Origin of the sequence: Pseudomonas putida (assembly GCF_001636055.1) — a bacterium.
Classification (GTDB): domain Bacteria; phylum Pseudomonadota; class Gammaproteobacteria; order Pseudomonadales; family Pseudomonadaceae; genus Aquipseudomonas; species Aquipseudomonas machongensis.
Genome location: NZ_CP011789.1, coordinates 3624210 through 3647701, shown reverse-complemented (window position 1 = coordinate 3647701; position 23492 = coordinate 3624210). Strand labels below are relative to the sequence as shown.

Sequence of the window (23492 nt, the reverse complement as noted above, 5' to 3'; positions counted from 1 at the left end):
GGTCGGACAAATAACGGAAGTGCGGAATAATAACAAAGCTGCACGGATTTTAGGCGCATCGCCCGGTCTCATGAATTTGATTCATGTTGGTGGTGCCAAGGCTCAGTCCCAGGGACAGAAAGGCAAATCGTGACAGCTATCAAGAACCAGGACATTCGGCACATGGTGCATCGTTTTATCGTCGCCATCTTCGCCCTGCTCGTCAGCGGCGCAGCATTGGCGCAGGCCCCTCAATCGAGCTCGGCCATCTCTTATACCCGTGACATCCAGCCGATCTTCACCCAGAAGTGCGTGGCCTGCCACGCCTGCAACGACGCCGCCTGCCAGCTCAACCTGGGCAGCGCAGAAGGTGCCGAGCGCGGCGCCTCCAAGGTGCCGGTGTACCAGGGCGAGCGCAGCCAGGCGGTCGCCACCACGCGATTGTTCTATGACGCGCAGAATGAAGAGGGCTGGCGCAAGAAAGGCTTCTACTCGGTGCTCGACAATCAGGGCAGCCAGGCCGCGCTGATGGCGCGCATGCTCGAACTGGGCCACAAGACGCCGCTCACGCCTAACGCCAAGCTGCCCGAGGAGATCGTCCTGGGCCTGAACCGCAATAACATGTGCCCGCTGCCGCACGAGTTCGACGCCTATGCCGGTGCGCACCCGAAAGAGGGCATGCCGCTGGCGGTTACCGGGCTGACCGACCAGGAATATTCGACCCTGCAGCGTTGGCTGGCGGCCGGTGCACCGGTCGAGTACCAGCCGATCCAGCCAAGCCCCAGCGAAGCGAAGCAGATCGCCGACTGGGAAGCTCTGCTCAACCGTCCGGGCTCCACCGAGGCGCTGGTCGGGCGCTGGCTGTACGAGCATTTGTTCCTGGCGCACATCTATTTCGTCGGCGGCGAGCAGGGGCACTTCTTCCAGTGGGTCCGCTCGCGCACGCCCAGTGGCCAGCCGGTCGACGTGATCGCCACGCGCCGCCCCAACGACCCGCCGGGCAATGACTTCTACTACCGGTTGATCCCGGTGCAGGGCGTGATCGTGCACAAGACGCACATCACCTACCCGATGGGGCCGCAGAAGCTCAAGCGGGTCAAGCAGCTGTTCTACAGCGGCGACTGGCGCGCCACCTCGCTGCCGGGCTATGGCCCGCAGCGCCGGGCCAACCCGTTCGAGACCTTCGAGGCGATTCCGGCGGTGGCGCGCTACCAGTTCATGCTCGACAACGCCGAGTACTTCGTGCGCACCTTCATCCGTGGCCCGGTGTGCCGCGGGCAGATCGCCACTGACGTGATCCGCGACAACTTCTGGGCGCTGTTCCAGGAGCCGGCCCATGACCGCTACGTCACCGATGCCGCCTACCGCGGCCAGGCCACGCCGTTGCTGGCCATGCCGGGGCAGATCGACGATGTCGGCAGCGTGCTGAGCCTGTGGCGTGCCTACCGCGACAAGCGCAACGACTACGAGACCCTGCGCCGCGAGGCCTACGCCGAAATGCCAGCGCCGAGCTGGTCGACGCTGTGGGCAGGCAACGACAACGCCTTGCTCAGCATCTTCCGCCACTTCGACAGCGCCTCGGTGAGCAAGGGGCTGATCGGTGACGTGCCGTTGACCATCTGGCTGTTCGACTACCCGCTGCTGGAGCGCACCTACTACCAACTGGCGGTCAACTTCGACGTGTACGGGAATGTCTCGCACCAGTTGCAGACGCGCCTGTACTTCGACCTGATCCGCAACGGCGCCGAGGTCAACTTCCTGCGCCTGATGCCGGCCAACAAGCGCGGCGCGATTCTCAGCGACTGGTACCAGAACAGCGGCAAGGTGAAGATGTGGCTCGACTACACCGACATCGACACCGATACCCCAAGCGCCCTGCAACTGAACGAGCACAATGCCACGCGCGACTTCGGCCTCAAGCTGCTGCAGCGCACCGGCAGCCTGAACGCAGCACCCGATCCGATCAACCGCTGCACCGGTGCCTACTGCTCGCGACCACAGATGAACGAAGCGTTTCGTGATGTGGAGCAGAGCCTGAGCCGCCTGGTGTCGCGCCCGGCGGCAGGGCTCAAGGTGATCGGCCAACTGCCCGAGGCGACCATGCTGCGCATCGAAGGGCAGGGCGGTCAGCGTCAGGTCTACAGCCTGTTGCGCAACCGCGCGCACAGCAACGTCGCCTTCCTGCTGGGCGAGGCCTATCGCTACCAGCCGGGGCTGGACACCCTGACCCTGTATCCGGGCGTGCTCAGCAGCTACCCGAACTTCATCTTCAACATTCCGGCCAGTGACGTACCGGAGTTCGTCGAGGACATGGAGGCTGCGCGTGACGACCAGGGCAAGTTCGAGCGTATCGTCGAGCGTTGGGGCGTGCGCCGCAGCCACCCGCAGTTCTGGCGGTACTTCCACGACCTGAACACCTACATCAAGGAGACCGAGCCGGTGGAGGCGGGCGTGCTGGACATGAACCGCTACGAGAACCTCTGATCGATTGCCGGGAAAGGCGTCCGACCTTTCCCGGCTTTCTGCGGTCGGACCTGTGGGTGGCCCCGGCGATGCGTTGCAGCCCATCGCGTGACAAGCTCGCTCCCACAGGCGGGAGCAGGCGGGTTCCGTGATTCGCGCGAGCAGTGCTCGCCGGTGGGCCTGAATGCACCAAGAACCGCAGGACAACCCATGCTGTATTCGCTTCAAGCGCTTCGGGCGTTCGCCGCCTGGGTGGTGGTCTGCCACCACTTCATGCAGATCTTCTTCGATTTCAATGCCAAAGGCCCCGTCGGCCGCCTGCTCGCCGAGCGCGGCGCGGTGGGGGTCGACATCTTCTTCGTCATCAGCGGCCTGGTGATCTACCTCTCGACCCGCGACAAGGAGATCGCCCCGCGCGAATTCCTGCTCAACCGCGCCTTGCGCATCGTCCCGGCGTACTGGTTCTACACCTTGCTCATGGCGCTGCTGTTGCTGGTGGCCAGCCGCTGGATGCCGCATCAGGTGTTCGAGTGGCAGCACCTGGTGCTGTCGCTGTTGTTCGTGCCAGCGGAAAACCCGGGTGGCTATGGGCTGTACCCCACCCTCAACGTGGGTTGGACGCTGAACTTCGAGATGTTCTTCTACCTGCTGTTCGGCCTGGCGTTCCTGGTACGCCAGCGTCATCACCTGGTGCTGGTCACCGCGGCGCTGCTGCTGGTCAGCGAGGTGCTGGGGCGCCTGGGTGTGCTCAGCCGCTTCTACAACAACGACATCATCTACGAGTTCCTGCTGGGCATCGGCCTGGGTGTGCTGTACCGGCGTGGACTGATCCGCGAGGGGCTGTGGCTGCCGCTGGCGGTGCTGGCGGCGGCGGGGTACGCGCTGTACCAGCTCGACGCCTCGCAGCGCCTGCTGCACTGGGGCCTGCCGAGTGCGATGGTGGTGCTGGCCTTCATCGCGCTGGAGCCGTACTTTCGCGGCAACCGGGTGCTCAAGGCGCTGGGCGACTGTTCGTACTCGGTGTATCTCACCCACGTGCTGGTACTGTGGGGCGGCTGGTTCATCAGCCAGCGGCTGCGGCTCAATCCGTATCTGGTGTTCGCCTTCTGCGTACCGTCAATCGGACTAATGTCGTGGTTCAGCTACCAGTGGCTGGAGCGTGGCCTGTATCGGCGCCTCAAGGCCTGGTTCGGGGCGCGCGGGACACGGCAGGTGGCGCCTGCACTATCCCGAGTCAATTACTAGGACTTTGTTCGAGGCCTGGCTTGGCGTACACTGGGCGGCAAGTCTGTGAGGAACTTCCATGAGCGCTATAACCATTACCGACGCCGCCCATGATTATCTGGCCGATCTGCTCTCGAAGCAGAACACGCCCGGGATCGGCATCCGCGTTTTCATCACCCAGCCGGGCACCCAGTACGCCGAGACCTGTATCGCCTACTGCAAGCCGGGCGAAGAAAAGCCTGACGACACCGCCGTGGGTCTGAAGAGCTTTACCGCCTACATCGACGCCGTCAGCGAGCCGTTTCTCGAAGACGCACTGGTCGACTACGCCACCGACCGCATGGGCGGGCAACTGACCATCAAAGCGCCGAACGCCAAGGTGCCGATGGTCAACGAAGACAGCCCGATCAACGAGCGCATCAACTACTACCTGCAGACCGAGATCAACCCCGGTCTTGCCAGCCACGGCGGCCAGGTGAGCCTGGTCGATGTGGTCGACGACGGCATCGCCGTGCTGCAGTTCGGTGGCGGTTGCCAGGGTTGCGGTCAGGCGGACGTCACCCTCAAGGACGGCATCGAGCGTACGCTGCTCGAGCGCATCCCGGAGCTCAAGGGTGTGCGTGACGTGACCGACCACACGCAAAAAGAGAACGCCTACTACTGATAGGCCCTATCGCGGGGCAAGCCCGCTCCTGCAGGTACGGCGTCGTACCTGCAGGAGCGGGCTTGCCCCGCGATTGCATTCGCCACCCGCCAAAAATGCCTTTGCCTAGCAACAAAGTGTTACTGTTTCAAGCCCTGCGACAACAGGCCGCAGCCCGTAAATCAAGGGCTGCGGGCCGATCTTCCGGGTGTCGGGTAGCTGGTCTCAGGGTGTCATGCCAGAATGCCCCGGTTTTTCGACCGGCCCTGCTCGAGGGCCGGCACCTTCCCTGTAAAGGATGGTTCCATGACTGATCTACTGACCCGGCGCGCGGTCGTCGCCGGGATGGGCGTACTGGGGCTTGGCCTGCTGGCGGGTTGCAACCCGGCCCGGGGCCTGGACTTCAAGTACGGCAAGAACATGAGCAACGAGATCCTTGGACGCAAGTTCAAGCTCAAGGATCCGCAGGGTAACGAGCGTACCCTGTCGAGCTTCTACGGCTCGATGCCGATGATCTTCTTCGGTTTCACCCAGTGCCCGGCGGTCTGCCCGACCACGCTGGCACGCGCCGCGCAGATCCGCAAACTGCTCAAGGGCCGTGACCGCGACCTGTTCCAGGTGGTGTTCATCACCCTGGACCCGGAGCGTGATACCCCTGAAGTGCTCGACGCCTACGTCAAGGCCTTCGATCCATCGTTCGTCGCCCTGACCGGCACCCCGGAAGAAATCGAGGAGGTGGCCAGGGAGTTCAAGGTGTTCTACGAAAAGGTCCCTGCCGGCGACACCTATACCATTTCCCACTCGTCCACCAGCTACGTCTACGATACGCGTGGCACCCTGCGCCTGAGCCTGGGCCATTCCCTGAATGCCCAGGAATGCGCCGAAGACCTGCGCACCCTGATGGAGATCTGCTGAATGTCGATGCAACCGATCAAGCGCGGCCTGGCCGCTCTCGCCCTGCTGGGCCTGGCCCTGCCGGCCCTGGCCGACACCACCGTAAGCGATGCCTGGGTGCGCGCCAGCGTGCCGCACCAGCAGTCCACCGGTGCCTTCATGACCCTGACCGCCAGCACCGACAGCAAGCTGGTGAGCGTGGCTTCGCCGGTGGCCAAGACCGTGCAGGTGCACGAGATGACCATGAATGGCGATGTGATGGGCATGCGTGAAGTGAAGGGCGTGGAGCTGCCGGCCGGCAAGCCGGTGACCCTCGATCCCAACGGTTTGCACGTGATGTTGATGGGCCTGAACGAGCAGGTGAAGGAAGGGCAGCAGGTGCCACTGACCTTGACCATCGAAGATGCCAAGGGCCAGAAGCAGACACTCGAGGTGCAGGCGCCGGTCAAGCCGCTGACTGCCGAGATGGATGCCGGGCACGACCACATGCACATGAAGCACTGAGTACCGACAAGGGCCGCGCAAGCGGCCCTTGTTCTTTCTGCTTGCTGTCGTTCAGCTACGGAATCGCGGCAGCGGCCGGTCGATGGTCAGCGAAGTCAGGGTTTTGCGAACCTGGGCTTCGTCGGCCTCCAGGGCCTTGAGGCTCGCGCGGATCTTGCCGGCCGAGGGCACATCGCCCTGCCGGTCGATCCAGTCGGCGATTTCCTTGCAGGCGCTGCTCAGGCAGGCCTGGCGCTGGTTCATCAGCGTGATGAGGGTGGTGAGCTCTCGTTCTGACATGGCAGGATTCCTCCGTTCAGCCTTCTCAGTGTAGCAGCGGCTGGCGGTCTTGCCGGGCGACGGGTCAGTGGTTCAGGCAGGCGAGGCGGTAGGCGCCTGGCGTCACACCGAAGGCCTGTTTGAACTGCCGGCTGAGGTGGCTTTGGTCGGCGAAGCCCAGTGCAAAGGCCACTTCCGAAGCCGGCAGGCCACGGCGCAGGAACTCCCGGGCGCGGGCCAGGCGACGCTGCTTGAGCCAGGCATGGGGCGGCAGCCCGGTGGCCTGGCGAAACACCCGGGCAAAGTGGAAGGGTGACAGGTTGACCGCCGCGGCCAGTGCCTCCAGCGAAGGCGGGTCGGCCAGTTGGCTCTCCAGCAGTTCGCGGGCCCGTGCCACCGCCAGCGGTTCGTGGCCGGGGGCAGCAGGTTCGCTGCAGTGGCCATGACGTTGTACCAGCGCCAGGACCGCCTCGCGCCAGGCGGTTTGCTGCTCCAGCGCGCTCGCGCCGGCCTCCGACAGGCGATGCACACGGCTGAAGGCCGCCGCCAGGGTCGGGTCCTGCACCACGCTCTGCCTGAAGTGCGGCAAGCCGTGGCGGCCCAGCTCCAGCTCGTCCAGCACCCCGGTGACACGTTCGTGTTCCGGATAGAACGCACGGTAGCGCCAGCCCGCCTCGTGGGCCTTGGCGCCGGTGTGCAATTCGTCGGGGTTGATCAATACCACGCTGCCGACCGGCGCCAGGTGATCACTGCCCCGGTGCCAGAAACACTGGGCGCCGGACTCTATCACGGTGAACACATAGCCTTCGTGCACATGCGGCGCAAAGCGCTGCTGTACGTAGCGGGCGTGCAGCATCTCGACATCGCCGAGGGCTGGTGCCTGCCACAGGTGGATCTGTTCGCGCAGGGGCGTGCTCATGTCAGCCAGCTGCGCAGGACAAAGAAGATCAGCATGCTCGCCAGCATGCTCAGCAATACGCTGCGGGTCAACAGCACCAGGGCGATGGCCACCAGCGAGCCGAGCAGGTACGGATTGAGCGGATCGAGGTTCAGCTGATGCTCGGGCAGGAAGATGATCGGCCCGCAGATTGCCGTGAGCATTCCCGGCACGGCGAAACCGAGGAACTGGCGCACGTTGGAGCCCAGGCGCAGGGGCAGGCGCGGCTCGAGAAAGACGTAGCGATTGAGGAACACCACCACACCCATGGCGACGATCAGCAGCCAGATCATGCGCGGCTCCCGGCGAATTTCTGACAGACAAAACCCGCAGCCATGCCCAGCAGGCCGGCGGCCACCAGCGCCGTTTCCCAGTGCCAATGGCTGAACAGCACCGAGCAGAACAGCGACACCGCCACGCACACCAGGGTCGGCACGCTGCGTACCAGCGGGGTGATCAACGCGACGAAGGTGGCGACGATCGAGAAGTCCAGGCCGAGCTGGTCCAGGTGCGGGATGTTCTGGCCGAGGATGATGCCGGCCAGTGTGAAGAGGTTCCAGGCCACATAGAAGGTCAGGCCCACCCCCAATGCGTACCAACGGTTGAACTGTTGCTGGTCGTGGTGGCTGGTCAGGGCGAAGAGTTCGTCAGTAAGCAGAAAGCCCAGCCCCAGTCGCCAGCGGGTCGGCAGGCCGGACACCACAGGGCGCATCGACAGCCCATAGAGTAGGTGCTGCGACGTCAGCAACAGGGTGGTGAGCAGGATCGACAGCAGCCCAGCGCCGCTCTTGAGCATGCCGATCGCCACCAGTTGCGCAGCTCCAGCAAAAACGATCGCCGACAGCCCTTGGCCTTCCCAGGCGCTGAGGTTGGCTTCGATGGCCATGGAGCCGGCCAGCAGCCCCCAGGGCGCAACGGCGAGCGATAACGGCAGGATGGCGACGGTGCCTTGGGTGAAAGCATGGCGGGCGAGGGGCGGACTGCTGGACATGGCGGCTACGGACAGGGGCAGGGATGTTCAGCATGCCAGAGGAAAAAGCTGCCTGGCTTGAACGATCTTGCTGGTTTGCGGGTGCGATGCGCTTCACGACATTTTTTTCACATCCCCTTGCTAGGATCGCCGCCACAAGAAGGAGCGATCGATGATTCAAGTGTTGCGCAAGCGTGGTGTAAAGCTGACCTTGACGGCGACGGCAGGCGTGGTGGCCTGCGCCCTGGGCTTCTTCGCCTGGCAGACGTTCTATCCGGTGCAGGCCTCCGATGGCTGGCACGTGCAGGTGCTGCACCGTGACGTGGCCAAGGCCGCCTCGCTGCTGCCGCTGGCCGATGGCAGCCTGTTGGTCAGCCGTGAGCTGGACGATGGGCTGGGCAGCATTCTCAAGATCACCCCACAGGGCGAGCGGGTGGTAGTGGTCGATGGCCTGTCCAAGCCTGACGGCATGGTCGCGGTCGAGGGCGGCTGGGTGTTCAGCCAGGAGGGCGGACTGGCCCCGGTCAGCGTGTCTCGCGATGGCCAGATCACCGCCTTGTTCAACGGCGAAAGTGTGCAGGGCCTATGGAACGATGGCGATCACCTCTACGCCATCGAGGATCGCAAGGGCGATGGCCGCCTGATGCGCTACGACTGGCAGAGCGGCCAGGTGGAAGTGCTGCGCTCGGCGCTGACTGAAACCGAAGGCCTGACCCGCTGCAGCGGTGGTCAGTTGCTCTATACCGAAAAGGCTGCCGGCAAGATCCGCGCGCTGAACGAAGGGGGTGAAGACCCGGTAGTGGCCGAGGGGCTGCGCAATCCCACCTTCCTGTTCTGCGACCAGCGCGGGCTGTGGATCAGCGAAGACTCCACGCATCGCGCGCGCCTGCTGCGCATCGATGCCGATGGCAAGCGGCATACCGTGTTGTCCTTCCTCAAGGCGCCGCAGTCGATCGTGCCCGATGGCAAGGGTGGCTACCTGCTCGCCGAAGGCGGCCGCGATCGCGTCCTGCACCTGTCGCCGCCCGAGCAGGAACTGGATGCGCATGTGGCCAGCCTCGACGGCCAATAGCCCTGGCCCGTTGGGCGGGCAATGCGTTGCGGCAAGCCCTCCCAGGGCCGGCAAGCGTTTCACTTGGGTTGCGCGATCAGCAGCAGCGACTGCGGCCCCGGGCTTTGGGGGTGTTGCGGCTCCTGTAGCGTGCACAGGTTGAAGCCTGCCATGTCCAGTGCGGCAAGCCAGCTGGACAGCGTGCGGAAATACCAGGGCATGGGTTCCCAGTTGCCCTCGAAGCCTGCAAAGGACTCGACCCGCCAGCCATCCTGGTAGTTGCCCGCGGCAGCACTCCACGGGTGCAGGGTCTGGATCAACAGTGCGCCGTCGTGTGCCAGCCTTGGCGCCAAGGCGCCGAGCAGCGGGATGATGTCCTGATGCAGCAGGGCGAAGTTGGCACAGATCAGCGAATAGTCCCGACCGATCTCCACCTCGGCGCCAATCAGTTGCGCGTAGCTGGCCAGGTGCACCTGCGCCGAGCCTGCAGCCTTGGCCGACTCGACCAAGGTCCTGTCGCCGTCTACACCCACCGCCTCGATTCCCCGGCTCTCCAGGGCGCGCAGCAGCCAGCCCTCGCCACAGCCGAGGTCGAGCACACGCTCCGGCTGGCGGCCGAGGATCGCCAGCAAGATCGCCTGGTCGGTGACCTGGCGGCGCGAGGCGATGCTGCCGCTGCGCACGGCCTCGATCCAGGCCTTGGCATTGTGCTGCCAGCTGTCCAGTAACTGGGTGGTGGGATTGGGCATTGATTGGCCTGCGTAGCGTGGGCGGTGAACAGCATTCTAGTGCAACCCTGCCGCGATACTTGTGCATCGGCCCATGCCGCCGCCACACTGGCCTCCCTGGACAAGGAGCAGCGCATGGCACTTTCGACGACGGATTTCACCACCCGATTGCTGATTGACGCGGGCATCGGCCCTGGCATGCGGGTGCTGGATGTCGGCTGTGGAACGGGCGATGTTAGCGTGCTGCTCGCCGAGTTGGTGGGGCCTGACGGGGCGGTGGTCGGCGTCGACCAGTCTCTGGCCGCGCTTGAGCTGGCGCGCCAGCGTTCGCCTGTTTCAGGCCATGCCCCGGTCGAGTTCGTCGCCTGTGACCTGCATCGCTTGCCTGAAGCCCTGGGGCTGTTCGATGCCATCGTCGGTCGGCGGGTGCTGATGTACCAGCCAGACGCCGTCCTGGCTGTGCGCAGGTTGTCCAGGCTGTTGCTGCCTGGTGGCGTGCTGGTGTTCCAGGAACACGACAGCACCCTGACTCCGGCAAGCCTGGCGCCTTTTCCGCTGCATCGCCGTGTCCAGCAGTGGCTGCAGCGCATGCTCGCCCACGAAGGGGCGGACCTGCATATCGGCTTCAACCTGCATCGCATCTTCACCGAAGCCGGACTGCAGGTGCAGAGTCTGCGCGCCGAATGCCTGTTGCAGACCCCGGACAGTCCCTACGGGCTGGCAGCGATCATACGTGCGTGCCTGCCACGAATCCTCGAGCACGGCATCGCCACGGCGCGTCAGGTGGGGATCGAAACGCTACAGGCACGGCTGGATGCCGAGCGCATGCAGTCGCAGGGGATCTATATCGGCGACATGGCCTTCGGGGTGTGGGCGAACAAGCGTTGACGCAATAGGAGAGGGGCTTGCCAATCGCTAATGATTCTCGTTAATGTAATGTTATTACGTTATCAAATGCCCTATCGGAGAATCACCATGCAAGTCTTGTCATCCCTCAAGCACGCCAAGCTGCGCCACCGCGACTGCCAGGTGGTCAAGCGCCGCGGCCGCCTGTATGTCATCTGCAAGTCGAACCCACGCTTCAAGGCGCGCCAAGGTGGCGTGAGGAAGAAGCGCGGTTGAGCGGCAGGTCTGCTTTCAAGGGTGTGAGCAAGACGGTTGCTCCCATCCGCGAATGTGCGGCGGTATACTCGCCGCCCGTTCGACTGTTAATCCGAGTATTTCAATGGGTTTTTCCGCTACCGTCACACCTGAGCCGCGTCGCCTTGGCGCGCCGCTGATTGCCCTGGCCCTGCTGCTGGCAGGCGCCTGGTTCCTCAACCTCAATGCCGGTTTCAAGCAGGTGCTGTTGCTGTTGGTTGGCGCGGCGCTGGGCCTGACCCTCTACCATGCCGCTTTTGGCTTTACCTCGGCCTGGCGGGTGTTCATCAATGAACGCCGTGGCGCAGGCTTGCGCGCGCAGATGGTCATGTTGGCGCTGGCGGTCCTGCTGTTCTTCCCGGCGCTGTCGGCGGGCAGTTTGTTCGGCAACCCGGTCACCGGTCTTGTGGCCCCAGCCGGGGTGTCGGTGGTGTTCGGCGCGTTCATCTTCGGCATCGGCATGCAACTGGGCGGTGGTTGTGCCTCGGGCACGCTGTTCACTGTCGGTGGCGGCAATGCGCGGATGCTGGTAACGCTGCTGTTCTTCATCATCGGCTCGGTCACCGCGACCCACCATGCCGACTGGTGGTTCGCCTTGCCCTCGTTCCCGGCCACCTCGATCGTCCAGGCCTGGGGCATGGGGCCTGCGCTGGTGGCCAGCCTCGCACTGTTCGGGGTGATCGCCTGGGTCACCGTGGTGCTGGAGAAGCGTCGCCATGGCGCACTGGAAGCACCCGTGAACAGCGAGCACCAAGGCCTGCGTCGTTTCCTGCGCGGGCCGTGGCCGCTGGTGTGGGGCGCAATCGCGCTGGCACTGCTGAACTACGCCACCCTGGCGCTGGCCGGACGCCCTTGGGGCATCACCTCGGCCTTCGCCTTGTGGGGCGCCAAGACCTTGAGCGGGTTGGGCGTGGATGTGGGCAGCTGGGTGTTCTGGGAGGCGCCGGCCAACGCCAAAGCCTTGGCTGCACCGCTGTGGCAGGACATCACCACGGTAATGGACCTGGGGATCGTGCTAGGTGCCTTGCTCGCTGCCGGCCTGGCTGGACGCTTCGCGCCGAGCCTGAAGATCCCGGCGCGTTCGCTGATCGCCGCGGTGATCGGCGGCCTGCTGCTGGGGTACGGTTCGCGCCTGGCCTATGGCTGCAACATCGGCGCCTATTTCAGCGGCATCGCCTCAGGCAGCGTGCATGGCTGGTTGTGGTTGGTGGCGGCTTATACCGGCAACCTGATCGGTGTGCGACTGCGGCCGCTGTTCTTCGCTGGCGAGCGACGCGCAGCGACCCTGACCGGTTGCTGAGGCGCGTTCAGGGCACTGCAGCGTAAGCGATAGGTGCCTGCCAAATGTTGAGAAACTACATGAGGTTTTTCTATAAATGACCTCATGTATGTTTCTTATGCTATTGATATACATAAGATTATTTTTCTGATGATTCCAATCTTGCCGCGGCTCTGAACCTTACAAGCTGATCCTCTGTTTTCGTTGTGATGACAATTCGATAATGATTCTCATACGATATTCGTTATCATATGAATGCCGGTCAACCGGTATCCAGGACTTTCATCGAATCGAACAAGGAGAAAGGCAGCGATGTTCGCGCCCATCAGCCGTAGCATGACCCTCACCCTGGGTTTGTGCGCCACCGTCATCAGCCCGGCAGGGTTGGCCGAAGAGCGCGAAAAGCGTTCCGAGGAAGGCGTACTGGAGCTCGGCTCCACCGAAATCCTCGCCCAGGGCCTGGGCAGCACCACCGAGCACACCGGCTCCTACACCACCGGCAGCATGAGCGCCGCCACGCGCCTGAACCTGTCGATCAAGGAAACCCCACAATCGGTCTCGGTGCTGACCCGCCAGCAGCTGGACGACTTCCAGCTCGACACCCTGTCCGAAGCGCTGAGCCACGTCACTGGCGTGACCGTCCAGCGCAACGACTCCGAGCGACCGACGTACTATGCGCGCGGCTACTCGATCAACAACTTCCAGATCGATGGAATGCTCAACACCTTCTCGGGGCTCAAGTCCGACTCCGACACCATCATCTACGACCGTATCGAGGTGGTGCGTGGCGCCACCGGCCTGACCACCGGCGCGGGTGATCCCTCCGGCACCATCGCCATGGTGCGCAAACGCCCGACCCATGAGCTGGCGGTGAAGACCGGCATCAGTGCCGGCAGTTTCGACAATTACTACAGCTACCTGGACGTTGGCGGCCCGTTGGGCTGGGACGGGCGCTTGCGTGGGCGCACGGTGCTGGCCTATCGCGACAACACGTCGTACATGGACCACTACCAGACCCAACGTGAGGTGGCCTACGGCATTCTCGAGGCCGACCTTACCGACAGCACGGTGCTGGCGGTCGGCTACGACTACCAGAACAAGCATGTCCAGGGCTCCAGCTGGGGCACCGTGCCCTACTGGAACGCCGATGGCAGCAAGGCCAACCTGCCGCGCTCGACCAACCTGGCGGCGCCCTGGTCGTCCTGGCCGCTGAAGGACCAGACGGTGTTCGCCACGCTCGATCAGCAACTGGGCAATGATTGGCTGCTCAAGGCGGCCTACACCCACCGCCAGAGCGACAGCGACGGCAAGGTCTACTACGGCGGCAATGGCTTCCCCGAGGCCGACCGCAGTGGCATGAAAGCCTGGAGCAGTCATTTCTCCGGAGAGGAGCAGATGGATGCCGTGGACTTCAACCTTGCCGGCCCCTACCAGCTGCTGGGCCGTACCCACGACTTCATGATCGGCTACGGGGTCTCCGAGCGACGCGACAGCTCGCCGTACTACACCGGCCGCAACGATCCGCAGGGCTACGCGATCATCCCCGACTGGAAATACATGGGCGGGATTCCCAAGTTCTACGATCGCAAGACTGGCCTGGATGAATCGCGCTCGCGCATCGAGCAGAAGGCCGGCTACATCGCTACCCGGCTCAACCCCACCGATCGCCTGCACCTGGTCCTTGGCAGCCGCTACGGCAGTTGGAAGACCACCAGCAAGCCCTGGACATACGATGACAACCTGGCGGTCACCGACATCTCCCGCAGCGAGCAGACCCAGAACGACCAGTGGACGCCCTATGCCGGTGTGCTTTACGACCTCAACGAGCAGTTCACCGTCTATGTCAGCTACACCGACATCTTCAACCCGCAGACCAACAAGGACATCAGCGACAAGTACCTGGACCCGGTCGTGGGCAAGGTCTACGAGCTGGGCCTGAAGGGCAGCCTGTTCGAGGATCGGGCCAACCTCAGCGCCGCGGTGTACCGTAGCAAGCAGGACAACGTTGCGGAGGTCGACGACTCTGTGCCGCCAGGCCCCAACGGCGAGCAGTACTACAAGTCCGGTGGCAAGGGGGCGGTGGTCGAGGGCTTCGAGGCCGAGTTGGCAGGCGAGGTGATGGCGGACTGGCAGATGAGCCTGGGCTACAGCTACACCCACGCGCTGCGTGGCGACAAGACGCGCAAGGACACGGCCCGACCGATGAATCTGGTGCGTTTCTCGAGCACCTACAAGGTGCTGCCAAAACTGACCGTGGGCGGCACCCTCGACTGGCAGAGCCACACCTTCGGTGTCGGCAACCGCCCGGTGGGGCGCAATGCATCGGGTGGCATCATCACCGTCAGGGACCGCATGAGCCAGCGGGCGTTCTCGGTGGTCGGGCTGATGGCCCGCTACCAGGTCGACGAACACCTGTCGGCCTCGGTGAACGTGAAGAACCTGTTCGACGAGCACTACTACAACAACCTGGGGTTCTACAACGGCGTCTATAACGGCGAACCGCGCACCCTGATGGTCAGCCTGGACTGGTCGTTGTAGCGTCTTGCGCCTGGCCTGCGATGTGCACGCGCTCGCAGGCCAGGCTCAGCGCCCCAGCGGCAACGCCACTGCGATCATCGCGAACAGCGCGCCGCAGCAGCGGTTGAAACCCTTGCCGCCCTTGGCCAACCACGGCCTGATGCGACCGGCCAGGCGTGCCAGCAGGTATTCGACCAGGCATTCCACGCAGGCGAACGTCGCCGCCATCACGATGAACTGCAGGGCCAGGCCGCGTTGCGGGTCGATGAACTGTGGCAAAAAGGCGCCATAGAACAGCAGCACTTTCGGGTTGGACAGCGCCGACAGCAAACCCTGGCGAAACAATCCGGTATTTCCCAGCCGGGCCTGGCCCTGGGCCAGGTCCAGGTGCAAGGGTGGGGCACGCCAGAGCTGGATGCCGAGCCACAGCAGATAGGCGCCGCCGACCCACTTGAGCACTTGCAGCACGGAACCCGACGTCTGCAGCAGTGCGCTCAGCCCGAACATCGCCAGGGCGATCAGGGCGCTGAAACCACACATGCCGCCGAGGATGGTGAACAGCGTTCGCCGCGCGCCGTAGCGGGCGCCATGAGTGAGGGCCAGCAAACTGTTCGGCCCCGGGGTCAGTGACAGGCCGATGCTTGCCAGCAGGTAGATGAGCCAGGTGTCGAGTGCCATGAGAACGCCTTGTAGGGGAAGGGGCGGCGGGCCCGCTGCGCGGAAGCGGCCCTGTGAGTGCGGAGTATAGGGCCGCTTGTCTTTATGCATGGGTATGAACTGACAGTTCAACTGTTGGCTTGCCAACACCCTGCGCACACTTTGCCCGCCATCGATCACCACGTATTTGGCAAATCCCAGCAAAATCAGGGGGTTGAAACCCGGCACAACTCCTGCAAATGCCCCTGCATGCCCAGTCATCCGCAGGAGCGCCCTTGAACCGACTCAACTTCCCTTTGATCCCGCTCTGTGCCGTGCTGGCGCTGGTCGGCTGCGAGCGTGCCGAGCAGGTCACGACCCATAGCGACCAGCCGGTGCGCGGCGGAACCCTGGTCTATGCCACCGACCGCGAGCCCACCTGCCTGGACCCGCATGTGGCGGGTGACATGCCGCAAGTGTTCGTGGCCCAGCAGTACCTGGATTCGCTGGTGTCGATGGACAGCGACGGCCGTATCGGCCCTTGGCTGGCCGAGCGCTGGGAGGCGTCCGCCGATGGCCTGAGCTACACCTTCCACCTGCGCCACGACGTGCATTTCACCGACGGAACGCCGTTCAATGCCCAGGCGGTCAAGGCCAATCTCGACCACATGGCCGACCCCAAGACCCAGTCCAGCACCGCAGGCGGCTATATCCGCCAGTATCGCGGCACCGACATCGTCGACGAATACACCGCCGTGGTGCACCTGGCCACGCCTTACGCCGCCTTCCTCGAAGTGCTCGCCCAAGGCTTTCTCGGTATCCAGTCACCCACCGCGCTCAAGCGCAGCCGTGACGAGAACTGCGAAAGCCCGGTGGGCAGCGGGCCATTCAAGGTGCTGCGCTGGGACCGGCAGAACCAGGTCGAGCTGGTTCGCAATGCCGACTACAACTGGGCGCCGCCGACTGCCAGGCACCAGGGCCCGGCGTATCTCGAGCGTATCGTGTGGAAGTTCATCCAGGAGCCTTCGGTGCGTTTCGCCTCGCTGCAGGCCGGTGAGGTGGACGTGATCGAGAGCGTGCCGCCCGAGTCGCACGAGGCGGCGCGGCGCAATCCGGATGTCGAGCTGATCATTGCCCAGCGTCCCGGCAACCCCACCAACGGCACGTTCAACCTGCGCCGGGCGCCCTTCGATGATATCCGTGTGCGCGAAGCTTTCGTGCGCAGCGCCGATATCGAAGGTGCGCTCAAGAGTGTGTACTTCGGCGAGTTTCCGCGAGCCGGCGGCCCGCTCAGCGTGGCCACGCCGTTCTACAGCGGCGAGTTCGAGCGCAGCCAGGACTACGATCCGCAGCGCGCCGCCCGATTGCTCGATGACGCAGGCTGGACCGGGCGTGATGCGCAGGGTTACCGCACACGCAATGGCAAGCGCCTGAGCGCGGTGGTGCTGATCGGCGCGCGTACACCGCCTTCGGAGCTGACCCTCTGGGAGCAGGTGCAGGCCACCACCCGTCAGGCCGGCCTGGAGCTGGTGATCGACCAGATGAGCGACGCCCAGGTCACCGCGCGTCAGGCCGCCTGGGACTATGACATCCGCACCGGCTATTGGAACACCAACACCCCGGATGTGCTGCGCATCATCTTTGGCTCGGCGTTCGTCCAGCCGGCAGGCGTCGGCGGCTATCACCAGAACTCCTCAGGCTTCGCCGATCCGGGCTTCGACGCGCTGCTCGACGACGCCCTCGCCACCCAGGACCCGGAGCGCCGTCGGGCGCTGTACTTCAAGGCTCAGCAACAGGCCGCCAGCCAGTACCTGCAATTGACCACTTACCCGCAGAGCACCCGGCTGGGCCTCTACAAGACGGCCCACGGTGTGCGCCTGGAGCCCTCGCTGGCGGTGACCTACCTCTATGACGCATGGGTGAGCAAATGAGTGAAACGACGACCCTGACCGATCCCCGTCGCGAGCGCCTGCGTGTGCTCGGACGTCGCGCCGCCATTCGCCTGGGCGGCGGCCTGCTGGTGCTGTGGGCGGTGGCGACCCTGACGTTCTTCGCCCTGCGTCTGATGCCGGGTGACCCGGTGCTGGCGATTCTCGGTGGCACCACCGGCAACCCGACGCCGGAGGCCATCGAGGCAACCCGGCGCGAGTACGGCCTGGATAAACCGTTGCCGGTGCAATACGCGCTGTATCTCGGGCGTCTGGTGCAGGGCGACCTGGGCCAGTCCTATTCCCAGCACCAGCCTGTGACCCGCGTGCTGGCGGAACAGGCCGGGGCAACCCTCGAGCTGACGTTCGCCGCACTGGTGCTGGCCTGGTTGCTGGTGCTGCTGCTGACGGTGGTCACGGCTGGCCGTGGCCGGCTCATCGGCGGACTCGCCTCGCTGGCTGAAACCCTCAGCGCCGCCTTGCCGCACTTCTGGCTGGGGGTGGTGCTGCTGGCGGTATTCGCCTTCGGCTTGCGCTGGTTCCCGCCGGCGGGCAGCGATAGCCTCGCAAGCCTCGTGCTGCCGGCATTCTCCCTGGCCATTCCGCTGGCAGGGTTCATCGCCCAGGTGACCCGTGAATCACTCGAGCTGACCCTCGATCAGCCCTTCATCCTCAGCGCCCGCAGCCGTGGCCTGAGCGACCTGGCGGTGCGCTTCCGGCATGCCCTGCGCCACGCCCTGCTGCCGGGCGTGTCGCTGTCGGGCTGGGCCATCGGTGCGCTGATCAGCGGGGCGGTGGTGTGCGAAGTGATCTTCTCGCGCAAGGGCGTGGGCCGTCAGTTGTACCAGGCGGTGCAACTGCAGGATTTGCCGTTGGTGATCGGCATCACCCTGGTGGTGGCTGCTGCCTACGTGCTGGCCAACGTTCTCGTGGACCTGCTCTATCAATGGATCGACCCACGCCAACAGGAGACGAGCGCATGAGCGACCTGATTCTTGAACACAGCCAGACGCCAGTGCGTCGACAAGTGCGTTTGCCCTGGCCGCCGCTGGGGGCGAGCCTGGCGATCCTGTTCCTGCTGGCGCTATTGCTGGCGGCGCTGGCGCCGGGGTTGTTCACTCGCATCGACCCGTTGGCGATCGTGCCTCGTGAGGCCTTCCAGGCACCGAGCTGGACGCACTGGCTGGGCACCGACCAGTCGGGGCGCGACATCTTCGCGCGTATCGTCCACGGCGCGCGTCAGAGCCTGCTGATCGGCGTGGCGGCCACCTTGCTGTCGATGGCCATCGCCGTCAGCCTCGGGCTGCTCGGCGGATTGGGCGGGGCGCGGGTGGATCGTGGCGTGGGCTGGCTGCTGGAGGTGCTGTTCGCCTTTCCCAGCCTGGTGCTGGCGCTGCTGTTCGTGGCGGTGTTCGGTAGCGGTGTTGGCCCACTGATCATCGCCACCGGTCTGGGTGGGGCTCCTGGCTACGCGCGGATGGTCCGCGGCCAGGTGCTGGCGGTGCGCAATTCGGGCTATATCGAAGCGGCGCGAGCGCTGGGGCACCCGACCGCACGCATTGTCTTGCGTCAGTTATTGCCCAATGCCATGCGGCCGTTGGTGGTGACCCTGACCATGGGCGTCGGTCAAGCCATTGTCTGGGCATCTGCCCTGAGTTTCCTGGGCCTTGGTGCCCGACCACCTGCGCCTGAGTGGGGCACCATGCTGTCGATGGGCCGCGATTTCATCGCCAGCGCCTGGTGGCTGACCTTTTTCCCCGGCCTGTTCATCGTACTCACCACGTTAGCGACCACCGCGGCCGGCCGCTACCTTCAACACCGCCTGGAGGGCCGCCTGCCATGAGCGACAAGACCTTGATCGTCGAGGGCCTGAACGTGACGTTCGAAGGCCGCAGCGTGGTGCGTGAACTGTCTTTCACCCTGGCGCCGGGTCGCTGTGTGGCCCTGGTGGGGGAGTCTGGCTCGGGCAAGAGCGTCAGCGCCCGCAGCCTGGTGGGGTTGGTGGGTGCGCGTGGCGAGGTGACCGCGCGCACCTTGGGCTTTGGCGGTCGCGACCTGCTGGCCCTGAGCGAGCGTCAGTGGCGTGCGGTGCGTGGCAAGGATATCGGCTTCGTGCTGCAGGATGCGCTGGTGTCGCTCGACCCGCTGCGGCCCGTGGGCAAGGAAATCCTCGAGGTGTTGCAGACCCATGGCTATGGAGATCGGGCGCAGCGCGCTGCGCGCGTGCTGACGCTGCTCGAACGGGTCGGGGTGCCGGATGTGGCGTTGCGTGCGCGGCAGCGGCCAGGCCAGCTTTCTGGAGGGCTGCGCCAACGGGCGCTGATCGCCAGTGCGCTGGCACTGGATCCGGCGCTGGTGATCGCCGACGAACCCACCACTGCGCTCGATGCCACGGTCCAGGCGCAGATTCTTGAGGTGTTCCAGCAGATCAAGGCGCGGGGGGCATCGTTGCTGATCATCAGTCATGACCTGGCGGTGGTCGCGCAACTGGCCGATGAGGTGGTGGTGCTGCGCCATGGCGAGGTGGTGGAGCAGGGGCCGATGCAGCAGGTGCTGCGCCAGCCACGACATCCCTATACCCAGGCGCTGTTGGCCGCGGTGCCGGCGGAGCATCCGCGTGGCAGCCGCCTGTCGCCGGAGCGTTCGGGCGAGCGAGTAGCGCGTAGCGTCGTGCCTGGCGAGGTGCTGCTGCAGGCCCATGGCCTGGGCAAGCGCTACACCGGCCCTGACGGCGTTGTGCGTCAGGTGGTCAAGGGCGTGGACTTCACCCTGCGCGCCGGGCAGACCCTGGGCATCGTCGGTGAGTCCGGCTCGGGCAAGACCACGGTTGCGCGCATTGCCCTCGGACTGCTGCAACCGGACCAGGGCGAGGTGCTGTATCGCGGCCAGCCATGGAACCGCCCGGGCAATGCCGTGAGCGAAGCCAGCCGCCGCCCGCTGCGCCAGCAGATCAGTGTGATCTACCAGGATCCGCTGGGTTCGTTCGACCCGCGCTGGACCGTGGCACAGATCCTCGATGACGCCTTGCAGGTGGCGGGCTTCGCGGCTGCGGCGCGCCCGGCGCGCGTTCATGTGCTGCTCGAACAGGTGCGCCTGCCGGCCAGCCTGGCCAGCCGCCGCCCGTTGCAGCTCTCCGGCGGCCAGCGCCAGCGTGTGGCGATCGCCCGCGCCATCGCCAGCGAGCCGAAGCTGATCATCTGCGACGAGCCGGTGTCGGCGCTGGACGTGTCGGTACAGGCCCAGGTACTCGACCTGCTGGCCGACCTGCAGGACACCTTGGGCCTGGCCTATCTGTTCATCTCCCACGACCTGGGCGTGATTCGCCATGTCAGCGATGACGTGCTGGTGATGCGCCATGGCCAGGTGGTCGAGCACGCGCCGGTCGAGCAGTTGTTCGAGCAGCCTGCCCACGAATACACCCGCCGTCTGCTCGGCTCGGTGCCGCGCCTGCCGGGCAGCGGCGCCGAGCTGGTGGTGCCGCCGCTGGACCTGGAACACGAAGCCTTCGACCTGTTCGATGAATCACGCCTCTGGAAAATCGCCATTTAAGGATTGCCCCATGACCACCTTCCAACGTTTCCCCTCCCAAGCTCCCGCCGCCAGCGTCGAGGCCTTGAAGGTGCGCATCGATGCACTGCTGCCACATATCGCCGCCGGTGCGGCCGAACGCGAGCGTGAGCGCCAACTGCCTTTCGAGGCCATTGCCCAACTGGCTGCGGCCGGGCTCTACACCGTGCGCATTCCGACCCGCTATGGTGGGCCCGGTGGCACGGTGAGCGATGTCATCGAGCTGCTGCTGAAGATCGCGTCGGCCGATTCCAACGTTGCCCAGGCCCTGCGCCCGGGTTTCGCCTTTGTCGAGGGCCTGCTGGTGTCGAGCGCAGAGGATGCCGAACAGGAGCGCGAGCGCTGGTTCGCGCGCTACCTGCAAGGCGCGGTGATCGGCAATGCCGGCTGGGAACTCGGCGGCGCCAATGGTGCCATCGCCGCACGGCTGGTCCGCGAGGGTGACCACTATCGCGCCAATGGCAGCAAGTTCTATAGCACCGGAGCGTTGTTCGCCGACTATGTCAGCGCGGTGGCGCTGGATGAGGACGAGCAACCGGTGTCGTTCATCCTCCCGCGTGATCGCGATGGCCTGGAGCTGGTCGATGATTTCGATGCCATGGGCCAGCGCCTGACCGCCAGCGGCACCACGCACCTGCGCAATGTGCGGGTGGAGGAGAGCGAACTGCGCACGCGTACCGTGGAGGAGGGCAGGCGCACGCTGGTGACGCCGTTCCTGCAGCTGTTCCTGGGCACCGTGCTGGCCGGGATCGCCCGCAATGCGCTGGACGATGCCACCCGCTTCGCTCGCGAGCATGCCCGGCCGATCAAGCACAGCACGGCCAGTCGTTCGGTGGACGACCCGTATGTGGAACTGAGCGTGGGCGATATCGCAGCGCGCGCCTACGGCGCCGAGGCGCTGGTGCTGAAGGCGGCCGCCACGATCGACCGGGCCTGGGCGGCGCAGTTGGACGAGGCAGCGGTGGAGCAGGCTGCCCTTGAGGTGGCGCAGGCCCAGTACCTGGTCGCAGAGCTTGCACTCAAAGCGGCCGAGACGTTGTTCGACGTCGGCGGCGCCTCGACCACCGGGCGCGCGCACAATCTCGACCGCCATTGGCGCAATGCCCGGACCGTGGCCAACCACAATCCACGGCAGTGGAAGGCGGCGGTGGTCGGGGCCTGGCAGCTCAAGGGCACCCGCCCACCGGTGTCGGGGTTGTTCTGAGGAGGCGCTATGCAAACCTGCACTCACAGCTTGCACATTCAATGATGTTCCTTGCGCGCCACTGCAGGTATGCTCGGGGAAGCCTTTCCGAACTGTCCTGATCCAAGGAGCTGCACGCTGTGTTCAAACATGTCGATGCCTATGCCGGCGACCCGATTCTCTCGTTGATGGAAGCCTTCAAGGTCGATCCCCGTGCCGACAAGGTCAACCTGAGTATCGGCCTGTACTACGACGAAGCCGGTGTGGTGCCGCAGCTGCCATCGGTAGGCCAGGTCGAGGAACGCCTGGCCGGCCAGCCGCATGAAGCCTCGCTCTACCTGCCCATGGAGGGCCTGGCCAGCTACCGCCAGGCGATCCAGGCACTACTGTTCGGTGCCGACCACCCAGCCGTGACCGGCGGGCGTGTCGCCACTGTGCAGACCGTGGGTGGCTCGGGTGCGTTGAAAGTCGGTGCCGACTTCCTCAAGCGCTACTTCCCGCAGTCCGAGGTGTGGGTCAGCAATCCGACCTGGGACAACCATCGCGCGATCTTCGAAGGCGCGGGCTTCAAGGTGCACACCTACCCGTACTTCGACCAGGCCACCCGCGGCCTGGACTTCGATGGCATGCTGGCAAGCCTGCAAACCTTGGCCAAGCACAGCATCGTCCTGCTGCACCCGTGCTGCCACAACCCCACCGGCGTCGACCTGAGCCAGAGCCAGTGGCAGCAAGTGGTCGAGGTGGTCAAGGCGCGTGAGCTGATCCCGTTCCTCGACATCGCCTACCAAGGCTTCGGCGAAGGCCTGGCCGAAGACGCCTACGCCATCCGGGAAATGGCCCGTGCCGGTGTGCCGTGCCTGGTCAGCAACTCGTTCTCCAAGATCTTCTCGCTGTACGGCGAGCGGGTAGGGGGGCTGTCGGTGGTCAGCGATGATGCACAAAGCGCTCAGAGCGTACTGGGTCAGCTCAAGGCTACCGTGCGCCGCAACTACTCCAGCCCACCCAGCCATGGTGCACTGCTGGTCGCTGGGGTGCTCGGCGATGCCGGCCTGAACGCCCAGTGGCAGGCGGAAGTCGAGACCATGCGCAAGCGTATCCTCGACATGCGCCAAGGGCTGGTCGATGCACTGGCCAAGCAGTTGCCAGGCCAGGACTTCCAGTTCTTCCTGCGCCAGCGCGGCATGTTCAGCTACACAGGCTTCAGTGCCGAGCAGGCACGTCGCCTGCGTGACGAGTTCGGTGTGTACATCATCGACAGCGGCCGGGTGTGCATGGCGGGCCTGCGTCCGGACAACCTGCAGCGTGTCGCCGAGGCATTCGCGGCGGTGCAACAGGGCTGATCCGCCGGCCCAGGCATGCCTGGGCTGTGGGAGCGGGCTTGCCCGCGAATGAAGACGTGAGATTACCGACGCCTTCGCGGGCAAGTCGCAGCGGCGAACCGCCGCTCCCACCATCATCCGCTTCCTTTTCCCAAAACAGGTGCCGTCCCTCGGACGGGGCTTCGCAACAGCACCTATTCAGTGCACAATCGCGCCCCTCTTTTTCGGTTGAGGTGGCGAGAGGCTTCTATTTCGCCACTCTCAGCCTGTTG

Annotated in this window: 22 protein-coding genes; 16 read left to right on the top strand and 6 right to left on the bottom strand. The window is 65.0% G+C overall.

Going from position 1 to position 23492, the window contains the following annotated elements:
* Nucleotides 1-162 precede the first annotated feature (162 nt).
* The 5 genes from AB688_RS16110 to AB688_RS16090 all read left to right on the top strand — a co-directional run bounded on the left by AB688_RS16110 (nucleotide 163) and on the right by AB688_RS16090 (nucleotide 5707).
* On the top strand, nucleotides 163-2463 hold the full coding sequence (locus tag AB688_RS16110; protein ID WP_063545102.1) for a fatty acid cis/trans isomerase: 2301 nt from the start codon (nucleotides 163-165) through the stop codon (nucleotides 2461-2463).
* Nucleotides 2464-2652: 189 nt separating this feature from the next.
* Nucleotides 2653-3687, top strand: coding sequence for an acyltransferase family protein (locus AB688_RS16105; protein ID WP_063545101.1), 1035 nt, complete (start codon nucleotides 2653-2655; stop codon nucleotides 3685-3687).
* 58 nt (nucleotides 3688-3745) lie between these two features.
* Nucleotides 3746-4330 (top strand): Fe-S biogenesis protein NfuA, encoded by a 585-nt coding sequence (nfuA, locus tag AB688_RS16100; RefSeq protein ID WP_063545100.1) that lies wholly within the window; start codon nucleotides 3746-3748, stop codon nucleotides 4328-4330.
* 285 nt (nucleotides 4331-4615) lie between these two features.
* Nucleotides 4616-5224 (top strand): SCO family protein, encoded by a 609-nt coding sequence (locus AB688_RS16095; RefSeq protein WP_063545099.1) that lies wholly within the window; start codon nucleotides 4616-4618, stop codon nucleotides 5222-5224.
* Nucleotides 5225-5707 (top strand): copper chaperone PCu(A)C, encoded by a 483-nt coding sequence (locus tag AB688_RS16090; RefSeq protein WP_063545098.1) that lies wholly within the window; start codon nucleotides 5225-5227, stop codon nucleotides 5705-5707.
* Nucleotides 5708-5758: 51 nt separating this feature from the next.
* Here AB688_RS16090 and AB688_RS16085 read toward each other — a convergent pair whose 3' ends face one another.
* The 4 genes from AB688_RS16085 to AB688_RS16070 all read right to left on the bottom strand — a co-directional run bounded on the left by AB688_RS16085 (nucleotide 5759) and on the right by AB688_RS16070 (nucleotide 7893).
* Complete coding sequence (locus tag AB688_RS16085) at nucleotides 5759-5986, bottom strand: hypothetical protein (protein WP_054890833.1); 228 nt, start codon at nucleotides 5984-5986, stop codon at nucleotides 5759-5761.
* A gap of 64 nt (nucleotides 5987-6050) precedes the next feature.
* On the bottom strand, nucleotides 6051-6884 hold the full coding sequence (locus tag AB688_RS16080; protein ID WP_063545097.1) for an AraC family transcriptional regulator: 834 nt from the start codon (nucleotides 6882-6884) through the stop codon (nucleotides 6051-6053).
* Nucleotides 6881-7195, bottom strand: coding sequence for an AzlD domain-containing protein (locus tag AB688_RS16075; protein ID WP_054890831.1), 315 nt, complete (start codon nucleotides 7193-7195; stop codon nucleotides 6881-6883). Before AB688_RS16075 ends, AB688_RS16080 begins: the two co-directional genes overlap by 4 nt.
* Nucleotides 7192-7893: an AzlC family ABC transporter permease gene (locus AB688_RS16070; protein WP_063545096.1), complete on the bottom strand. Its 702-nt coding sequence runs from the start codon at nucleotides 7891-7893 to the stop codon at nucleotides 7192-7194. Before AB688_RS16070 ends, AB688_RS16075 begins: the two co-directional genes overlap by 4 nt.
* Nucleotides 7894-8044: 151 nt before the next feature.
* On the opposite strand from AB688_RS16070, the gene AB688_RS16065 reads away from it, so the two are divergent.
* Nucleotides 8045-8944, top strand: a complete 900-nt coding sequence (locus tag AB688_RS16065; protein WP_063545095.1) for a hypothetical protein — start codon at nucleotides 8045-8047, stop codon at nucleotides 8942-8944.
* 59 nt (nucleotides 8945-9003) lie between these two features.
* Here the strand turns inward: AB688_RS16065 and AB688_RS16060 are convergent, their stop codons facing one another.
* The gene (locus tag AB688_RS16060; protein WP_063545094.1) at nucleotides 9004-9672 is read right to left on the bottom strand and encodes a class I SAM-dependent methyltransferase; all 669 of its coding nucleotides are present in this window, start codon (nucleotides 9670-9672) and stop codon (nucleotides 9004-9006) included.
* Nucleotides 9673-9786: 114 nt separating this feature from the next.
* Here AB688_RS16060 and AB688_RS16055 point away from each other — a divergent pair, with 114 nt between their 5' ends.
* The 4 genes from AB688_RS16055 (at nucleotide 9787) to AB688_RS16040 (ending at nucleotide 14608) form a co-directional block, all read left to right on the top strand.
* Nucleotides 9787-10539 (top strand): methyltransferase domain-containing protein, encoded by a 753-nt coding sequence (locus tag AB688_RS16055; protein ID WP_063545093.1) that lies wholly within the window; start codon nucleotides 9787-9789, stop codon nucleotides 10537-10539.
* 87 nt (nucleotides 10540-10626) lie between these two features.
* The gene (ykgO, locus tag AB688_RS16050; protein ID WP_063545092.1) at nucleotides 10627-10773 is read left to right on the top strand and encodes a type B 50S ribosomal protein L36; all 147 of its coding nucleotides are present in this window, start codon (nucleotides 10627-10629) and stop codon (nucleotides 10771-10773) included.
* A 103-nt stretch (nucleotides 10774-10876) separates the two neighbouring features.
* Nucleotides 10877-12091 carry a YeeE/YedE family protein gene (locus tag AB688_RS16045; RefSeq protein ID WP_063545091.1) on the top strand — a complete coding sequence of 405 codons (1215 nt, stop codon included), beginning with the start codon at nucleotides 10877-10879 and terminating at the stop codon, nucleotides 12089-12091.
* Nucleotides 12092-12382: 291 nt separating this feature from the next.
* Nucleotides 12383-14608: a TonB-dependent siderophore receptor gene (locus tag AB688_RS16040; RefSeq protein WP_063545090.1), complete on the top strand. Its 2226-nt coding sequence runs from the start codon at nucleotides 12383-12385 to the stop codon at nucleotides 14606-14608.
* A gap of 45 nt (nucleotides 14609-14653) precedes the next feature.
* On the opposite strand, the gene AB688_RS16035 is transcribed toward AB688_RS16040, so the two are convergent.
* The gene (locus AB688_RS16035) at nucleotides 14654-15265 is read right to left on the bottom strand and encodes a LysE family translocator (protein WP_063545089.1); all 612 of its coding nucleotides are present in this window, start codon (nucleotides 15263-15265) and stop codon (nucleotides 14654-14656) included.
* Between the two features lie 218 nt (nucleotides 15266-15483).
* Here AB688_RS16035 and AB688_RS16030 point away from each other — a divergent pair, with 218 nt between their 5' ends.
* The 6 genes from AB688_RS16030 to AB688_RS16005 all read left to right on the top strand — a co-directional run bounded on the left by AB688_RS16030 (nucleotide 15484) and on the right by AB688_RS16005 (nucleotide 23241).
* Nucleotides 15484-17154 carry an ABC transporter substrate-binding protein gene (locus tag AB688_RS16030; RefSeq protein ID WP_063545088.1) on the top strand — a complete coding sequence of 557 codons (1671 nt, stop codon included), beginning with the start codon at nucleotides 15484-15486 and terminating at the stop codon, nucleotides 17152-17154.
* The gene (locus AB688_RS16025; protein WP_063546749.1) at nucleotides 17151-18134 is read left to right on the top strand and encodes an ABC transporter permease; all 984 of its coding nucleotides are present in this window, start codon (nucleotides 17151-17153) and stop codon (nucleotides 18132-18134) included. Before AB688_RS16030 ends, AB688_RS16025 begins: the two co-directional genes overlap by 4 nt.
* Nucleotides 18131-18994 (top strand): ABC transporter permease, encoded by an 864-nt coding sequence (locus tag AB688_RS16020; RefSeq protein WP_063545087.1) that lies wholly within the window; start codon nucleotides 18131-18133, stop codon nucleotides 18992-18994. Before AB688_RS16025 ends, AB688_RS16020 begins: the two co-directional genes overlap by 4 nt.
* A complete protein-coding gene (locus AB688_RS16015) occupies nucleotides 18991-20700 on the top strand; it encodes a dipeptide ABC transporter ATP-binding protein (protein ID WP_063545086.1) in 1710 nt (569 codons plus the stop codon). The genes AB688_RS16020 and AB688_RS16015 overlap by 4 nt, the downstream gene beginning before the upstream one ends.
* A gap of 10 nt (nucleotides 20701-20710) precedes the next feature.
* A complete protein-coding gene (locus AB688_RS16010) occupies nucleotides 20711-21922 on the top strand; it encodes an acyl-CoA dehydrogenase family protein (protein WP_063545085.1) in 1212 nt (403 codons plus the stop codon).
* 119 nt (nucleotides 21923-22041) lie between these two features.
* A complete protein-coding gene (locus AB688_RS16005; RefSeq protein WP_054890818.1) occupies nucleotides 22042-23241 on the top strand; it encodes an aromatic amino acid transaminase in 1200 nt (399 codons plus the stop codon).
* Nucleotides 23242-23492 lie beyond the last annotated feature (251 nt).

Coding starts and splice junctions, on each gene's coding strand:
- AB688_RS16030 (WP_063545088.1), top strand. CDS start 15,484: ATGCCCCTGCATGCCCAGTCATCCGCAGGAGCGCCCTTGAACCGACTC.
- AB688_RS16070 (WP_063545096.1), bottom strand. CDS start 7,893: ATGTCCAGCAGTCCGCCCCTCGCCCGCCATGCTTTCACCCAAGGCACC.
- AB688_RS16065 (WP_063545095.1), top strand. CDS start 8,045: ATGATTCAAGTGTTGCGCAAGCGTGGTGTAAAGCTGACCTTGACGGCG.
- AB688_RS16060 (WP_063545094.1), bottom strand. CDS start 9,672: ATGCCCAATCCCACCACCCAGTTACTGGACAGCTGGCAGCACAATGCC.
- AB688_RS16080 (WP_063545097.1), bottom strand. CDS start 6,884: ATGAGCACGCCCCTGCGCGAACAGATCCACCTGTGGCAGGCACCAGCC.
- AB688_RS16090 (WP_063545098.1), top strand. CDS start 5,225: ATGTCGATGCAACCGATCAAGCGCGGCCTGGCCGCTCTCGCCCTGCTG.
- AB688_RS16025 (WP_063546749.1), top strand. CDS start 17,151: ATGAGTGAAACGACGACCCTGACCGATCCCCGTCGCGAGCGCCTGCGT.
- AB688_RS16055 (WP_063545093.1), top strand. CDS start 9,787: ATGGCACTTTCGACGACGGATTTCACCACCCGATTGCTGATTGACGCG.
- AB688_RS16040 (WP_063545090.1), top strand. CDS start 12,383: ATGTTCGCGCCCATCAGCCGTAGCATGACCCTCACCCTGGGTTTGTGC.
- AB688_RS16035 (WP_063545089.1), bottom strand. CDS start 15,265: ATGGCACTCGACACCTGGCTCATCTACCTGCTGGCAAGCATCGGCCTG.
- AB688_RS16095 (WP_063545099.1), top strand. CDS start 4,616: ATGACTGATCTACTGACCCGGCGCGCGGTCGTCGCCGGGATGGGCGTA.
- AB688_RS16105 (WP_063545101.1), top strand. CDS start 2,653: ATGCTGTATTCGCTTCAAGCGCTTCGGGCGTTCGCCGCCTGGGTGGTG.
- AB688_RS16015 (WP_063545086.1), top strand. CDS start 18,991: ATGAGCGACAAGACCTTGATCGTCGAGGGCCTGAACGTGACGTTCGAA.
- AB688_RS16085 (WP_054890833.1), bottom strand. CDS start 5,986: ATGTCAGAACGAGAGCTCACCACCCTCATCACGCTGATGAACCAGCGC.
- ykgO (WP_063545092.1), top strand. CDS start 10,627: ATGCAAGTCTTGTCATCCCTCAAGCACGCCAAGCTGCGCCACCGCGAC.
- AB688_RS16045 (WP_063545091.1), top strand. CDS start 10,877: ATGGGTTTTTCCGCTACCGTCACACCTGAGCCGCGTCGCCTTGGCGCG.
- nfuA (WP_063545100.1), top strand. CDS start 3,746: ATGAGCGCTATAACCATTACCGACGCCGCCCATGATTATCTGGCCGAT.
- AB688_RS16075 (WP_054890831.1), bottom strand. CDS start 7,195: ATGATCTGGCTGCTGATCGTCGCCATGGGTGTGGTGGTGTTCCTCAAT.
- AB688_RS16010 (WP_063545085.1), top strand. CDS start 20,711: ATGACCACCTTCCAACGTTTCCCCTCCCAAGCTCCCGCCGCCAGCGTC.
- AB688_RS16110 (WP_063545102.1), top strand. CDS start 163: ATGGTGCATCGTTTTATCGTCGCCATCTTCGCCCTGCTCGTCAGCGGC.
- AB688_RS16020 (WP_063545087.1), top strand. CDS start 18,131: ATGAGCGACCTGATTCTTGAACACAGCCAGACGCCAGTGCGTCGACAA.